Source organism: Ignavibacterium sp., assembly GCA_032027145.1.
Classification (GTDB): Bacteria; Bacteroidota; Ignavibacteria; order Ignavibacteriales; family Ignavibacteriaceae; genus IGN3.
On record JAVSMP010000001.1, the window covers coordinates 289,543 to 305,776 of the forward strand.

Consider the following 16,234-nt stretch of genomic DNA (forward strand, 5'->3'; position numbering starts at 1 on the left):
TTTACACCGAAAGTAATAGCAATCAAATATAATCTTACTTGAACGGATATAACATTAACCGAAGATTGGGCAATTATAAATTCATCCTAATTAAATTTTAAAACTTGGTTTTATTGATACAATTTTCTAAGTTGAAATAACAATAATCCGAATTCAACAGAATATTTTTGGAAAAAATTACTTGTAAGTTCATTTACTTCTTATAAATCATTTAATTTATTTTAAAAAGAAAGGATTATACTTATGAAACGTCTTGTGTTCAATATATCTAAATTGAATATTGTTTCAATCTTGGCATTTCTTTTCTGTGCATCTCAAATTAACTATTCACAAACGTGGGTTAAAAAAGTTGATGGCTTTTCTATGTGGTCAATTGCAAAAGATTACGCAGGTAACATTTATGCAGGCACTTCAGGCTCAGCAAGAGGAATATTTAAATCCACAGATGGCGGAGATACCTGGACAAATGTTTTTTCAACCGGAACTTCTAATTATCTGTACATTGCCTGTGATTCTCTTAACAATGTTTATGTTGCAAATGTTTCTAATGGTTTGATTTACTCTACTGATGGCGGACAGAATTTTACAACAATTCCAGCAAGCGTTTTTGGAGGACATAACATCAATTCCGTTGCCTGTGGAAAGAACGGACATATCTTTGCTGGAGCTACCAGTGGTGGAATCTGGCGGAGTACTGATTATGGCGCTACTTTTACCAATACAGGTCTGTTCACTTATAGTATCGTCGAGATTAAAGTAGATAAATTTAATTCTGATATTATTTATGCTGGTTCATCCTCCACTACCGCAAACGGATTTTTTATTTCTACTGATGGCGGTGCAACATTTGGCAATGAAACACTTACCACAAATGTTTGGGAAATCTTACAGACTTCAACCGACATAATCTATGCTGTAACAACTTCATCACCATATCCATTCAACAAATCAACTGATGGAGGATTGACCTGGACTGCAACCGGTAATCAGCCAGGAGCAATGCGGGGAGGGACTTTGGATTTAACAGATAATATTTACCTTGCAGGTAACGGCGGTGTGTTTAAATCCACTGATGGGGGAGCTTCATTTTTAAATCATAATTTAACTTTCAGCTCTAATGAAATGTTAACTTTTAATAATAAAATTTTGGTTTGTGTTTCAGGTTCAGCAAACGGAGGTGTGTGGATCTATACAGATTCAACTATAATTCCCGTTGAGCTGTCAGGTTTTACTGCAGTTTCAAATAATGGAAAGATTGAATTAAATTGGACAACTGTTACTGAGCTTAATAACTCTGGTTTTGAAGTACAGAGAAGTAATGATGGAATCGATTTTGAAAAGATTGGTTTTGTACCCGGTTTCGGAACCTCAGCAGAAAAACACTTCTACAGTTTTATTGATGATAAAGCGGTTGATATCAGATATTTCTACAGACTAAAACAAATCGACTTTGATGGCAGTTATAAATACTCAGATGTAATCGAAACAAAGAATATTCAGAAACTAAGCTATTCATTGGAACAAAATTACCCGAATCCATTTAACCCATCTACCAGTATTCAGTACGCAATAGGCAATAGACAGTTTGTGCAAATAAAAATTTACGATGTTCTGGGAAATGAAATTACAACTCTTGTTAATGAAGTAAAGCCGCAAGGAAGATATGAAGTAAACTTCAATGCAGGCTCGTTAGCAAACGGAGTGTATATTTACAAAATTCAAACTGGTGATTTTATTTCATCAAAGAAGATGATTCTGATCAAGTAATCCCAGCTAACTATTAGGCGGATTATTTGATCCGCCGTTTTCTAACTCATTTAAAATAAAAAAGAGCTCCGAAGAGCTCTTTTTATCTGTTTCTGAAAAATTTCAGTTCTTGAGGCTTAAGAACTGAATCAGGATATTCCCCAGTTAATTCAATTATCGGAATTACTATAAAAAAGTTTAATTAGATAATTAACCTTGAGTAATTCAATTATAAAATATAATTAATAACAACTGACCGCAAATCTTAAATACACCTTAATTTTTTCAAGCACTTAACTTAGTTAAAGATTATATTTGAATTAGAATTATTTTTTCTTGCCACGATTTTAAATTGTGTGCTGAAAAGCAGCCAGGAATTTATAAGTTTTAGCCAAAATAATGATTGAATTTAGACTAAAACCTGTTCTGTTCATCTTGTTTTTCACAACCTAATAATTGTGACTATTTGTGGAATAAAAAATCCTTGCTAATTCTTTGTTTTTAACTTTTATCAGGATAAATTCACGTCCTATTTTTAAAATGATTGCTGAAAATCTTGCCGTATTAAGGCAGAAAATCGAGAAAACTTGTAATAAAGCAGATAGAGATTCCGCTGATATAAAAATTATTGCAGTTTCTAAATATTTTGGAGTTGATTCAATTCTTGAGGCTAAAAAATGCGGACTCTCAAATTTTGGTGAAAACCGCTCTCAAGAGTTAACTCTTAAATTTGAAAAACTTGGCAATGAAGTTACCTGGCATTTTATAGGAACTCTGCAAAGAAATAAAGTAAAGTACGTTGTTAATTCTGCCGAGCTTATCCATTCGGTCGATTCAGTGGAACTTGTTGAAGAGATAAATAAACGTGCTGAAAAAATTGGGAAAATTCAAAAGATTTTACTCGAAGTAAAAACCTCCGAAGAGGAGACAAAGTCTGGTTTAGAAACTGAAAATGAAATTGTTAATCTTGTGCAAAAATGCTCAGAGCTGAAAAATATTAAGTTAATTGGATTGATGACAATGGCTCCATTAACTGATGAAACAAATATTATTAGGAAAAGTTTTAGAGATTTGCGTAACTTAAAAGATAAAATTAACGATAAAGGTTTTAATCTTACTGAGTTGTCGATGGGAATGACCAGCGACTTTGAAATTGCAATTGAAGAAGGAGCAACAATGATAAGAATTGGAAGTGCAATTTTTGGAGATAGAGATTACTCAAAAGACTGGAGACAAATATGAAAATTTCTCCCTTAGAGATTCGTCAGCAGGAATTCACAAAGAAAATGCGCGGATTCGATCCTGATGAAGTGCAGAGTTTTCTAGAATCTCTCGCTGATGAGATTCAAAGATTGAATGAGGAAAACGAAACATTAAAAATTGATGTTGAAACTTTAACTGAACAAATTAATGAGTATAAAAAGATTGAAAAAAATCTTCAGGATACACTTTTAAAAGCACAGGAAAATTCTACAAAATCTTTAGAAGCTGCAAAAAAACAAGCAAGCCTTATGTTAAAAGAAGCAGAATTGAAAGCTTCGCAGATAATTGAAAAAGCGCGCGAAAATACAAATGATATCCGTAATGCTGTAGTTAATCTGAGAGAGGAAAAAGATCTTATTATTGCAAAGCTGAAAGCAATTGTTAATTCGCAGGCAAACTTGCTTGAACTTAAAGTTGAACGTGCAGGAGAAGAAAAATCATCCGCAAAAAAAACTGAGGATTCAAATAAAATGGATATAGATCTGAATGATATCCTTAATAAAATTTTATGAGTGAGTTGATAAACAAAATAAATGAAACTTTAACGGTTATCAGAAAATTTACTGCTGATAATTATTCTGTTGGAATTGTACTCGGTACCGGTCTCGGCGGGCTTGTTAAAGAAATTAATATTGCACATCAGATTAATTACGCTGAGCTTCCACATTTTCCGCTTTCAACTGTTGAATCGCATCACGGTAAACTTATTTTTGGCACAATAAACGGAAAAAAAGTTGTTGCAATGCAAGGCAGATTTCATTTCTACGAAGGCTACACTATGCAGCAGATAACTTATCCTGTTCGTGTTATGAAATTTCTTGGAGTAAAAACTCTGATCGTTTCAAATGCCTGCGGAGGGATGAATCCCGATTACCGTAAAGGTGATTTAATGCTGATGATTGATCATATAAATTTGCTTGGTGATAATCCACTTATTGGAAAAAATGAAGATGAGCTTGGTCCGAGATTCCCTGATATGAGTGAACCATACTCACTTGAATTGATTAAACTTGCTGATGAGGTTGCCAAAGAAAACAATATAAAGGTTCATAAAGGTGTTTATGTTGCTGTTCCCGGTCCAAACTTAGAAACAAAAGCTGAGTATAAATTTTTGCGTGCTGCCGGTGCAGATGTTGTTGGTATGTCAACAATTCCTGAAAATATTGTAGCAAATCATATGGGAATGAAAGTGTTTGGAATGAGTATCATTACCGATGAGTGTTTTCCTGAAAATCTTAAACCGGTAAATGTTGAAGAGATAATTGCCGCAGCAATGAAGGCAGAACCAAAAATGACTTTAATTATGAAAGAAATAATAAAGAGATTATAATGGCATTTTCACCCAAAAGAGTGTTGGTTAATTACAGTGCAGCAGTGCTGCTTGCGTTTTTTTTATTCTTCTCAAATTTTTTAAATACAAATCTTTTTGATTTTGGTCAGCTTAATTTTGCAGTGTGGTTTGTTCTTTCAATTTTCTGTTTTAGCTGCGGATGGTTTATTAACCGTGTTTTGGGATGGCAGCACGGTGGAAAAATTGTTTTCGCAATTATTATTGCTATTACAGCGCTTAGTTTGTTTATAGTAATTTTCTTTGACGAATATTTTTCAGCCTCACAATTGATTACTGAAAATATAATCCTTTACAGCCTAAGAAACATTATGCTCGGTGCAATGGGTTTTTTCGGAATGGCTATACAGGAGGTGCTGGGCTCTGAAAGAGAAAGTGTTTTGTTAAAGGAAAAAATCAAAGTCTATGAGCAGACAATGCTCGATGCAAAAAAAGAAGCAGAATTAACTCTTAAGGAAGCTAAAGTTAAAGCTGAAAAACTTATTAATGATACCGAACTTCACGCTAAGAATACTATTCTTAAAAAAGAAAGAATTGAACGTGAGTTAAAAGAGTTTATTCATACAGAAAGAGAATTAATTAAAAAGTACGAAGAATTATAGTATTACACATCTATAGCGATTTAAAATGTTTAAACAGAATCTAGAAAAAATTGGTTACCCTCAGTTAGAACAAATAATACTCCAGTTCTGGCAGGAAAATAAAGTATTTGAAAAGAGCATTTCTACACGGGACGAAAATAAATCCTGGACATTTTATGAAGGTCCGCCTACAGCAAACGGAAAGCCCGGCATTCATCACGTAATGGCAAGAACTTTAAAAGATCTTGTCTGCCGTTATAAAACCTTGCAAGGTTATCGTGTTAACAGAAAAGCCGGATGGGATACACATGGCTTACCGGTTGAGATTGAAGTTGAAAAATCTCTTGGGATAAAACATAAAAGCGAAGTTCTTGAATACGGAGTTGAAAAGTATAATCAAAAATGCCGCGAATCAGTTTTTACCTATCTTGACCTTTGGGAAAAGATGACAACCAGAATGGGATATTGGATTGATCTTAAATCAGCATATATAACTCTTGACAATAATTATATTGAATCGGTTTGGTGGGCATTAAAAACTTTATTTGATAAAGGACTTATTTATAAAGATTATAAAATTGTTCCGCAGGACCCAAAATCTGAAACTGTTTTGTCTTCGCACGAGCTTGCACTTGGTTACCGTGAAACAAAAGACCCATCGGTTTATACTCTGTTTAAACTTGCTGAAACTGACGAGCATTTTCTTGTATGGACAACTACTCCCTGGACTTTGATTTCCAATGTTGCTTTGGCTGTGGGTTCTGATATTGATTATGTTAAAATTAAAACAGAGCGCAATATCATTATTCTGGCAAAAGAAAGATTATCAGTTGTTGAAGAAGAATATGAAATTCTTGCAGAGATGAAAGGTAAAGACCTTGCGGGAATTGAATATGAACAGTTGATGGATTATTGTGAAGTTGATAAAAAAGCCTTTTACGTGATTGAAGGTGATTTTGTAAGTACGGGAGATGGCTCGGGTATAGTACATATTGCCCCGGCATTTGGTGCAGACGATTATGAAATTTCTAAGAAATATGATCTGCCGATGCTTCAGCCGGTTACCCGTGCAGGAATTTTTACTGATGAAGTTACAGATTTTGCTGGCAAGTTTGTTAAAGATGCTGATCAGGATATTATTCTGAAATTGAAGAAAGAAGGAAAACTTTATAAGAAAGAAACCATTCTTCATACTTATCCTTTCTGCTGGCGTCATCCTGAAGTACCGGTAATTTATTATGCCCGTGAAAGCTGGTTTATCCGAACAACTTCTGTTGCAGACAGGATGGTTGAACTTAATAAACAAATCAATTGGCAGCCGCCTGAAGTTGGAAGCGGCAGATTTGGAAATTGGCTTGAAGAAAATAAAGACTGGGCTTTATCGAGGGACAGATTCTGGGCAACACCTTTACCAATCTGGGTAAGTGAAGATGGTGATGCTTTTGCAATCGGAAGTATTGATGAGGTTAAAAAAGGATTTATTGAAGAGAATGGAAAAAGAATTTCTCTAAAAGATATTAAAGAGATTGATCTTCATAAACCATTTGTTGATAAAATACTATTTGAAAAAAGCGGAAAGATTTATAAACGAACCCCCGAAGTAATAGATGTCTGGTTTGATTCCGGTGCAATGCCGTTTGCTCAATATCATTATCCGTTCGAAAATAAAGATGTTTTTGAAAAGAAATTATTCCCTTCACAATTTATCTGCGAAGGAATTGACCAGACACGCGGTTGGTTTTACACATTACATGCAATTGCAACAATGTTGTTTGATAATGTTGCATTCAAGAATGTAATTGTAAACGAGTTGATACTTGATAAAACCGGTAGAAAAATGTCTAAGTCGTTGGGCAATACAGTTGATCCGTTTGCTTTATTTGATAAATACGGCGCAGATGCAACAAGATGGTATCTGGTAACTAATTCCCCGCCCTGGCGTCCAACATTATTTGATGAAGAAGGGCTGGTTGAAGTTCAAAGAAAATTCTTTGGAACACTGATTAACACTTATTCTTTCTTTGCTCTTTATGCAAACATTGATGAGTTTAATTTTAAAGATGATCTGACTGCTTATGAAGAAAGACCTGAGATTGACCGCTGGATAGTTTCTAAATTAAATGCACTTGTTGAAGAATATGAACAGTTAATGGATGAATACGATGTAACAAAAGCAGCACGTGCAGTTTCAAATTTCACAATTGATCAGCTTTCCAACTGGTATGTCAGAAGAAGCAGAAGACGTTTTTGGAAATCTGAAATGAATAAGGAAAAACTTTCTGCATATCAGACATTATACGAATGTTTAATAACGATATGTAAACTAACATCACCATTTGCGCCGTTTATTTCAGAAACAATTTATCTTGAACTGAACAATGAAACAAAACTTGAAAACTATGGCTCTGTTCATCTTGCAGATTTTCCTAAAATAACATTTCGTGATAAAGCTCTTGAGGAAAAAATGGAAGTTGCTCAGAATGTTGTTTATTTAACAAGAGCAATGCGTGCAAAGAACAATCTTAAAGTGCGACAGCCTTTGCAAAAAATTATGGTGGCTTTAGATAAGAGCAAGCACGATGCTTTATCCAAGATGCAGGATGTTATCCTTGAAGAAGTAAATATCAAAGAACTGATAATCTTAACTGACGATTCAGAGATTGTAAATAAATCAGCAAAGGCTAATTTTAAATCAATAGGCCCAAAGTTCGGGAAAAAAGTAAAAATCATTTCCGAGCTGATTAAGAACTTTACCAAAGATCAAATAGAAATAATTGAAAAGAATGATTATCTGATATTAGATGTTGATGGCGAAAAAATATCTATTGGCAAAGACGATGTTGAAATTATAAGTTCTGAGATTACCGGCTGGGTTGTAGAAGCAGAAGCTGGGATTACTGTTGCAATAGATACAGAGCTGAATAATAACCTGATTGAAGAAGGACTTGCACGTGAATTTGTAAACAGAGTACAGAATATGAGAAAAGATGCCGGCTTTGATGTAACTGACAAAATTATTATTAACTTTGCAGGCTCTGAAAATTTAGTTAAAGCAATAAATAATTTTAATCAATATATTTCCACTGAAACTCTTGCAGAAAAATTATCTGATAAAGCTGGTTCAAACAACGGTTTTAAACAGGAATTTAAAATAGGCGAGTTTAATTGTTCAATTAGCATTGAAAAAGTTAAAGTCTAATTAGAGGAGAAGTAAACATGGCTAAAAAAAAACCAGTTAAAAAAGTAACAAAGAAGAACACTGCTAAAACAAGTAAGAAAGTTGTGAAGAAAGAAGAAAAAAAGAAGAAACCAGTTAAAGTTTCTACTCCAAAAAAATCGTTAAAAAAAGAATCACCGAAGAAAAAAGTAACAGCTAAGAAAAAAGAAGTTAAAAAAGCTGTAAAAGCAACTGCGCCTAAAGCAAAAACCACAACCAAAAAAACAGTATCGGTAAAAAAACAGATTGAAAAAAGATTAATTGTTAAACCGAGAACTAAACCGGCAGTTGTAAAACCTAAAGAAGAAGACATCATAACACCTGAAATGGTAGCTGCCAATCGTGCTGCTGCTTTAAAAAAGATTAAAGGCTACAGTAAAAAAGATCTGGAGTATTTTAAAGGAATAATCCTTGAGAAACGTGATGAAATTCTTGAACAGCTTCAGAATTTAAGAGAACAAATGCTTGATCCGACCACAGGTGAATATATAAACGAAAATTCTCCTTATTCACTTCATATGGCTGAACAAGGCACTGATGCAATGGAAAGAGAAAAAACTTTTCTTTATGCTCAAAGAGAAAATAAATTTTTAGGATATCTGGAAGATGCATTAAAGAGAATTGATAATGGAACCTATGGTATTTGTGTCGAGTGCATAGAAGAGCCTCAACATCTTTGCCCAACTTGTCCATTGATTCCAAAAGAAAGATTAGCAGCTGTACCACATAGCCAGCTTTGTTTACCAATGAAACAAAAACAAGAAAAAAGGTAACCTGGAATTTTTCAGAAAGATGACAAAAGGAGTTAAAGTTATTTGAAAGCATTATATCTCTCGTTGATTATTGTTATCGTTGATCAGGTAACGAAATTATTGGTAAAGGGATTTGCTATTTCATTCTTAGGATTAAATTTTGAAGGAATGTACCTCGGACAGATGATACCTGTTTGGGGCGATTTTTTCAGGTTAACTTTCGTTGAAAATCCAGGTATGGCTTTTGGTTACGATCCTGGAGAAGGATTCAAATTAATAATATCAATTTTCTCTTTAATTGCCAGCATCGGTCTTGTTATTTATCTGTATGCAATAAGAGATAAGAGTTTAAGCTTACGAATTGCTATTGCCTGCATTCTTGGCGGAGCTGTTGGAAATCTGATAGACAGAACATTCTACGGAGTATTTTTTGATTATGCTCCGTTGTTCTACGGAAAGGTTGTGGATTTTTTTGATTTTGATTTCTTTAACTTCACTTTATTCGGAAGAAGTTATGACAGATGGCCTGTTTTTAATATAGCAGATGCAGCAGTAACAATCGGTGTTTTGATCCTGATACTGTTTTACAAAAAGCATAATGAAAAAGAAGAGGAATCTGAAAATAAAGTTGAAGTGTCTGGTATATCAGGAATAAATATCTCAGAAGAAGTATCTAAGCTGAGCAGTGATAATCCGCAGATGATAAATAGAGATAAGATAGATGAGCAAACTGATATCCGAAAAGAAATTTCTGATTGATGTTCCTGAAGGGAAAAGAAAAGAAAGAATAGATACATTTCTTACCCATCATATCGAAAATACTACTCGCTCTAAAATCCAGAAAGCAATTGAAGCAGGACTTGTAAAAGTTAATTGTATTGTTGTAAAATCAAATTATTGTGTTAAGCCATTCGATAAGATTGAAGCAATTCAAATAATTTCGCCAAGACCAGAAGATATTGAACCTGAGCAAATCCCCTTAGATATAGTTTTTGAAGATGATTATTTGATCATTGTAAATAAACCAACCGGAATGGTTGCTCATCCGGCTTATGCCAATTATACTGGAACACTTGTTAACGCACTTCTTCATCATACCAAATCTTTAAGTACAGTTAATGAAACAGGAAGACCTGGAATTGTTCATCGCATTGATAAAGATACAAGCGGTTTGCTTGTTGTAGCTAAAGATGATTACACTCACGCAATGCTTGCAAAACAATTTTCAAAGCACACGATTGAAAGAGAATATCACGCAATTTGCTGGGGAAAGTTCAAAGATAAAGAAGGAGAAATTGCAACTAAGATCGCTCGCAGTAAGAGTGACAGGAAAAAATTTACCGTAAGCGATAAAGAAGGAAAGGAAGCTGTTACTCTTTACAAAGTAATCGAGCAGTTTGAATTTACATCTTACATAAAATTGAATCTTAAAACCGGAAGAACACATCAGATAAGAGTTCATCTTTCAGGATTGGGAAAACCAATTTTTGGTGATCCAACTTATGGTGGAAATAAAATTCACGCCGGGTTTGAATCCCCAAAACTTAAAAACAGAATTGCAAATCTTTTAGAGATAATGCCAAGACAAGCTTTGCACGCTAAAACATTGGGTTTTATTCATCCGCACACAAATAAACTTGTAAGATTTGATTCCGAATTGCCGGAAGACTTTAAACTTCTTTTAGAGAAACTACGCAGTTAAGAGTATCATTGCGAGTAAGTCTTCACGCTAAGCAATCTACTGATTACTTAGGAGACCGTGTGTCAGTCTGAGATTATCAAAGACTGACATTTTAAAGTTGTGTAACAATTCTAAATGCTAAGTGTGACAATTATATGCCTGCAATTAACTCTCGCAATGACTGAAAATCTTAATTATATTTGCAAACCAATTATCAAACAATCAGCAAATAAAATGTTAAAACTTTACAACACGCTTACAAAAAAAGTAGAAGAGTTTATCCCAATTGATCCGAATGAAGTTAAGATTTATATGTGCGGACCAACTGTTTACGATTATTTTCATATCGGTAATGCTCGCTCTTTTGTTATGGCAGATATGGTGCGAAGATATCTTGAGTACAAGGGCTACAATGTAAAATTTGTAATGAACCTGACTGATGTTGATGATAAGATCATTAAAAAAGCCAATGAAGAAAAGCGAAGCACAGAAGCAGTTACTGAAGATTATATACAGGCGTTTTTTGATGATATTACAAAACTAAAGATCAGGAAAGCGACTGTTTATCCCAAAGCAACTAAGCATATGAATGAAATTATTGCAATGATTAAGCAGCTTGAGGATAAAAATTTTGCTTACAACAAAAACGGTAACATTTTTTACGATGTAAAGCATTTTAATAATTACGGTAAGTTAAGCGGAAAAAATATAGAGGAGCTTGAAGCAGGTTCACGAATCGAGGTTAATGAAGAAAAGAAAGATCCTTTGGATTTTGCATTGTGGAAAAAAGCAAAAGATGGCGAGCCGTACTGGGAAAGTCCGTGGGGAAAAGGAAGACCGGGCTGGCATATTGAATGCTCTGCAATGAGCTGTAAACATCTTGGGGAAACATTTGATATTCACGCCGGTGGTAATGATCTGATTTTCCCACATCATGAAAATGAAATTGCACAAAGTGAAGCCGCAAACGGAAAACCATTTGTAAAGTACTGGCTTCATTTTGGTTTTCTGAATATCAACGACGAGAAAATGTCTAAATCACTTGGCAATTTCTTTACTGCCAGAGAAGTGTTAAAAAAATTTTCTGCTGAAGCAATAAGAATGTTTTTTGCTCAGGCATATTATCGCGGACCATTAAACTTTACTGATGATCTTTTAACTGCTGCTGAGCGCGGTTTGGAGAAGATCACTAATCTTGTGGATAAAGTTAATGCTGAAATAAAAAAGAATACGGCAGGAATAAAACCCGATTACGATTTTGCCCCTTATTACAAGCGGTTTGAAGAAGCGATGGATGAAGATCTTAATACTTCGCAAGCTGTTGCGGTAATTTTTGATTTTGTAAAAGAAGTAAACCGAATAATTGCTTCCTCAGAAAGTGTAGATGTTAATTTTTATAATGATGTAAAAACTTTCTTAACAAAAACTGCAGAAAATGTTCTGGGCATTGTAGATTTTAATAAAACCACAGCAGGCGATGATAAACTTGCAAATGATTTAATTGAATTACTTATTACTCTTAGAATTGAAGCAAAGCAAAATAAAAACTACCAACTTTCAGATACAATTCGGGATAGACTTAAAGAGCTTGGCGTTGTTTTGCAGGATAGCAAAGAAGGCACCAGTTATAAGATTGGGAGATAGTCGTTTGTAAAAATTTTCATTGTAGATATAAATCTCACTCGATAAATCAGAAACATTAACCACTATTTATAATTTCTGCTGGTTTATTTCTTTTCAAAGAATATCATAAAATTACAAATCTATCTGCCCTCCACAGCTAATCAATTTTAGCTTATTGCATATATATCTGTAAATCCATCCGGTATTTGGTTTTTATCCAAAAGATTTCAAAATATTAGTTCTCATCATAGTTTACAATAAATAGTTATGTGAAAGAATTTTTTTAATACTCAATTCTTAAATCCTCGTCAACATAGACGGAAAAATATTATTAAAGATTGCTTAGTTTTGTAGTGTTATTAATTAAACTTATGGAGAAACAATGGGTTACGAATTATTAGATAAAATTAAAGCTAATGCAAAATCAAAAAGCAAAACTATTATCCTGCCGGAATCTCACGATGATCGTGTTCTTAAAGCCGCAGAAATTTTAACCAGGGAAAAGATCTGTAAAGTAATTACACTTGGCAATACTGCAAAAGTTAATGAAGATGCAAAAAGACTAGGCGTTGATTTAACCGGGGTAGAAGTAATTGATCATTTATCTCATCCAAGGTTTGCTGAGTTTGCAAATATTTATTACGAGTTAAGAAAGAAAAAAGGGATGACTCCTGAGCAGGCAAATGAAGTAATGAAACGCGATTTATTTTTTGCTGCAATGATGCTGCGTGAAGGTTTGGTAGATGGAAGTGTTGCTGGCTCGTTTGCATCTACTGCTGATGTTATGAAAGCAGGAATACAAATTGTTGGAATGCCGCAGGGAATTTCAATCGTATCAAGTTTCTTTTTAATGTTGTTTAAAGATAAAGCTTTTAGTTTTGCAGATTGTGCAGTTGTCCCAAATCCTGATTCACATCAGCTTGCAGATATTGCAATATCAACAGCAGATAATCATAAAAAATTAACCGGTGAGGAACCACTTGTTGCAATGTTATCATTTTCAACAAAAGGCAGTGCAAAACACGAACTAGCAGATAAAGTTATTCAGGCTACAGAAATTGTAAAAACAAAAAGAGCAGATCTTAATGTTGATGGTGAAATTCAGTTTGATGCCGCAATTGTAGAATCAATCGGAAAGAAAAAAGCACCGGATAGTAAAGTTGCAGGTGTAGCAAATGTACTCGTCTTCCCTGATCTTAATGCAGGAAACATCGGATATAAAATTGCACAGCGCTGGGGCGGAGCTGAAGCAGTTGGTCCAATGGTTCAGGGTTTACAAAAACCATTTTTTGATTTAAGCCGCGGCTGCAGCGTTGATGATATTGTAAATACAGCTTCGATAAATGTGTTGATGGCTTAATTCCTTAAAATTCGTCTTTGATTTATAAATATTTCTCAGACTGTTAATAAGTAAGAACTTTTGAAGTGTAAGAGAAATTATAATCCTTCGACTATACACAGGATGACACCGCTTTAATTAGTCACACTTAGCTTGCCGAAGTGTGACTTTATTTTGTTTAAGTTAGATAAATCAAAAAAATTCCCGGCAGCTTCGATACAACTTCACTAAGATCCAGATTACAGGTAAAGCTGCAGCTGCTAAAACTAAAAGTTACTTTCCTAAGTATCCTTTTTATAAGAATTTTTCATTATTTATCTGAATATCAGGCTTAATACTTCTTTCGATAATTAAACAAGAATAACTATTTTTGAGCAGCTAATAGTAATTATAAAAAATAAACAAACGAGTAGTAAAAATGGGATCTAAAATTATCTGGACAAAAATTGATGAAGCACCTGCATTAGCAACTTATTGTCTTCTGCCAATTGTAAAATCTTTTACCAAAGGTACAGGAATCGAGATTGAAGAAAAAGATATTTCACTTGCTGGAAGAATCATTGCAAACTTTTCTGACTATTTAACTGAAGAACAAAAAATACCTGATTACTTAACAGAGCTTGGTGAAATTGCAAAAACTTCTGACGCAAATATTATTAAGCTTCCGAATATCAGCGCATCAATTCCGCAATTAAAAGGAGCTATTAAAGAATTACAAAGTAAAGGATATAAAATTCCAGATTATCCCGAAGAGCCAAAAACAGAGGAAGAGAAAAAATTAAAAGATAGATTTGCAAAAGTTCTTGGATCTGCAGTTAATCCTGTATTAAGAGAAGGTAATTCTGATAGAAGAGCTGCAGCATCAGTCAAGAGATTTGCACAAAAACACCCGCATAAAATGATGAAACCCTGGGCTGAATCAGGTTCAAAAGCCCGTGTTGCATTTATGAAGCAAGGTGATTTTTATGGTTCCGAAACGTCAATTACACTTGCTGAAGATGATGTCGTAAAAATTGAATTTACAGACACTGATGGAAGCAAAGCAGTATTAAAAGAAAATCTTAAACTTAAAAACGGAGAAGTAATTGACTCCGCCGTAATGAATGTAAGAGAGTTAAGAAAATTTTATGCTGATACAATTGAAGAAGCAAAAAAAGACAGTGTTCTTTTATCACTGCATCTTAAAGCAACAATGATGAAAATATCCGATCCGATTATGTTTGGTCATGCAGTTTCTGTTTATTACAAAGATGCTCTTGAAAAACACTCAGATACTCTTAAAGAAATTGGAGCCAATGTTAATAATGGTCTGATGGATGTCTTAGAAAAACTTAAAAAACTTCCTGATGCAAAGCGAATTGAAATTGAAACTGATATTAATAAAGTTTATGAATATCAACCGGAACTTGCAATGGTTGATTCCAGAATAGGCAAAACAAATCTCCATGTTCCAAATGATGTAATTGTTGATGCCTCGATGCCTAATGTTGTGCGCGACGGCGGAAAGATGTGGAATAGAAAAGATGAATTACAGGATTGTATTGCAATGATACCTGACCGCTGTTATGCGACTATATATCAGACTATTATTGAAGATGCAAAAACAAAGGGTCAGTTTGATCCTGCAACTATGGGAGCTGTTTCTAATGTCGGATTGATGGCTCAAAAAGCTGAAGAATATGGATCCCACGATAAAACATTCGAGGCTAAAAGTAATGGTGTTATTCGAGTTGTTAATTCTGAAGAAAAAGTTTTACTTCAACAAAAGGTTGAAGGGGGCGATATTTTCAGAATGTGCCAAACCAAAGATGCAGCAATAAAAGATTGGGTTAAACTTGCAGTTAACCGGGCTAGAATTTCTAAAACTCCGGCAGTTTTTTGGCTTGATGAAAACCGGAGCCATGATAAAGAGATAATTGCCAAAGTAAAAAAATATTTACCGGAGTATGACACAACAGGATTGGAAATAAATATTCTTAAACCTGTTGATGCAATGAAATACACACTCGATAGAACAAGAAAAAATCTTGATACAATTTCTGTAACAGGTAATGTGCTTCGTGATTATTTAACAGACCTGTTCCCTATACTTGAGCTTGGCACAAGTGCAAGGATGTTATCAATTGTACCATTATTAAACGGGGGCGGATTATTTGAAACCGGCGCAGGCGGTTCTGCTCCAAAACATATTGAGCAATTAGTTAAAGAAAATCATTTAAGATGGGACTCACTGGGTGAGTATTGTGCATTAGTGCCTTCGCTTGAAATGATTGCTGATAAAACCAAGAATCAAAAAGCTGCTTTGCTTGCTGAAACACTTGACAATGCAATAGAAAAATATCTTGAAAATGGAAAAATGCCTGTAAGAAAAACCGGAGGAATTGATAACCGGGGAAGTTCATTTTATCTTGCATTCTATTGGGCAGAAGCATTGGCAGAACAAAACAAAGATATAGAATTGAAAAATCGATTTGCTAAGATTTACAAAGAAATAAAAACAAACGAAGAAAAAATTGCAAGTGATATGATTTCTGTTCAGGGGAAACAAGTTGATACCGGCGGTTATTATTTGTTAGATGATGAAAAAACATCCAAAATAATGAGACCTAGTGAAACATTTAACAGAATAATTGATGAAATGTAATCAGGATACTCTTGAAACAATTTCCTATTAAAAGATAAAA

General features: G+C 34.1%; 12 protein-coding genes. All 12 read left to right on the forward strand.

Features of this window, described 5'->3' with window-relative positions; genetic code table 11:
- Positions 1–243 precede the first annotated feature (243 nt).
- The gene (locus tag ROY99_01120; protein ID MDT3694959.1) at positions 244–1,767 is read left to right on the forward strand and encodes a T9SS type A sorting domain-containing protein; all 1,524 of its coding nucleotides are present in this window, start codon (positions 244–246) and stop codon (positions 1,765–1,767) included.
- A gap of 519 nt (positions 1,768–2,286) precedes the next feature.
- The gene (locus ROY99_01125) at positions 2,287–2,988 is read left to right on the forward strand and encodes a YggS family pyridoxal phosphate-dependent enzyme (protein MDT3694960.1); all 702 of its coding nucleotides are present in this window, start codon (positions 2,287–2,289) and stop codon (positions 2,986–2,988) included.
- Positions 2,985–3,521: a DivIVA domain-containing protein gene (locus tag ROY99_01130; protein ID MDT3694961.1), complete on the forward strand. Its 537-nt coding sequence runs from the start codon at positions 2,985–2,987 to the stop codon at positions 3,519–3,521. Before ROY99_01125 ends, ROY99_01130 begins: the two co-directional genes overlap by 4 nt.
- Positions 3,518–4,339, forward strand: coding sequence for a purine-nucleoside phosphorylase (locus ROY99_01135; protein MDT3694962.1), 822 nt, complete (start codon positions 3,518–3,520; stop codon positions 4,337–4,339). The genes ROY99_01130 and ROY99_01135 overlap by 4 nt, the downstream gene beginning before the upstream one ends.
- Positions 4,339–4,959, forward strand: coding sequence for a hypothetical protein (locus tag ROY99_01140; protein MDT3694963.1), 621 nt, complete (start codon positions 4,339–4,341; stop codon positions 4,957–4,959). The genes ROY99_01135 and ROY99_01140 overlap by 1 nt, the downstream gene beginning before the upstream one ends.
- Before the next feature lie 25 nt (positions 4,960–4,984).
- Positions 4,985–8,137, forward strand: coding sequence for an isoleucine--tRNA ligase (ileS, locus tag ROY99_01145; protein MDT3694964.1), 3,153 nt, complete (start codon positions 4,985–4,987; stop codon positions 8,135–8,137).
- A gap of 17 nt (positions 8,138–8,154) precedes the next feature.
- Positions 8,155–8,928: a conjugal transfer protein TraR gene (locus ROY99_01150; protein ID MDT3694965.1), complete on the forward strand. Its 774-nt coding sequence runs from the start codon at positions 8,155–8,157 to the stop codon at positions 8,926–8,928.
- 42 nt (positions 8,929–8,970) lie between these two features.
- Positions 8,971–9,666 carry a signal peptidase II gene (lspA, locus tag ROY99_01155; protein ID MDT3694966.1) on the forward strand — a complete coding sequence of 232 codons (696 nt, stop codon included), beginning with the start codon at positions 8,971–8,973 and terminating at the stop codon, positions 9,664–9,666.
- A complete protein-coding gene (locus tag ROY99_01160; protein ID MDT3694967.1) occupies positions 9,629–10,609 on the forward strand; it encodes an RluA family pseudouridine synthase in 981 nt (326 codons plus the stop codon). Before lspA ends, ROY99_01160 begins: the two co-directional genes overlap by 38 nt.
- A 213-nt stretch (positions 10,610–10,822) precedes the next feature.
- Positions 10,823–12,232 (forward strand): cysteine--tRNA ligase, encoded by a 1,410-nt coding sequence (gene cysS / locus ROY99_01165; protein MDT3694968.1) that lies wholly within the window; start codon positions 10,823–10,825, stop codon positions 12,230–12,232.
- A gap of 361 nt (positions 12,233–12,593) precedes the next feature.
- Positions 12,594–13,571: a phosphate acetyltransferase gene (gene pta / locus ROY99_01170; protein MDT3694969.1), complete on the forward strand. Its 978-nt coding sequence runs from the start codon at positions 12,594–12,596 to the stop codon at positions 13,569–13,571.
- A gap of 397 nt (positions 13,572–13,968) precedes the next feature.
- Positions 13,969–16,194 carry an NADP-dependent isocitrate dehydrogenase gene (locus tag ROY99_01175; GenBank protein MDT3694970.1) on the forward strand — a complete coding sequence of 742 codons (2,226 nt, stop codon included), beginning with the start codon at positions 13,969–13,971 and terminating at the stop codon, positions 16,192–16,194.
- Positions 16,195–16,234: the final 40 nt, after the last annotated feature.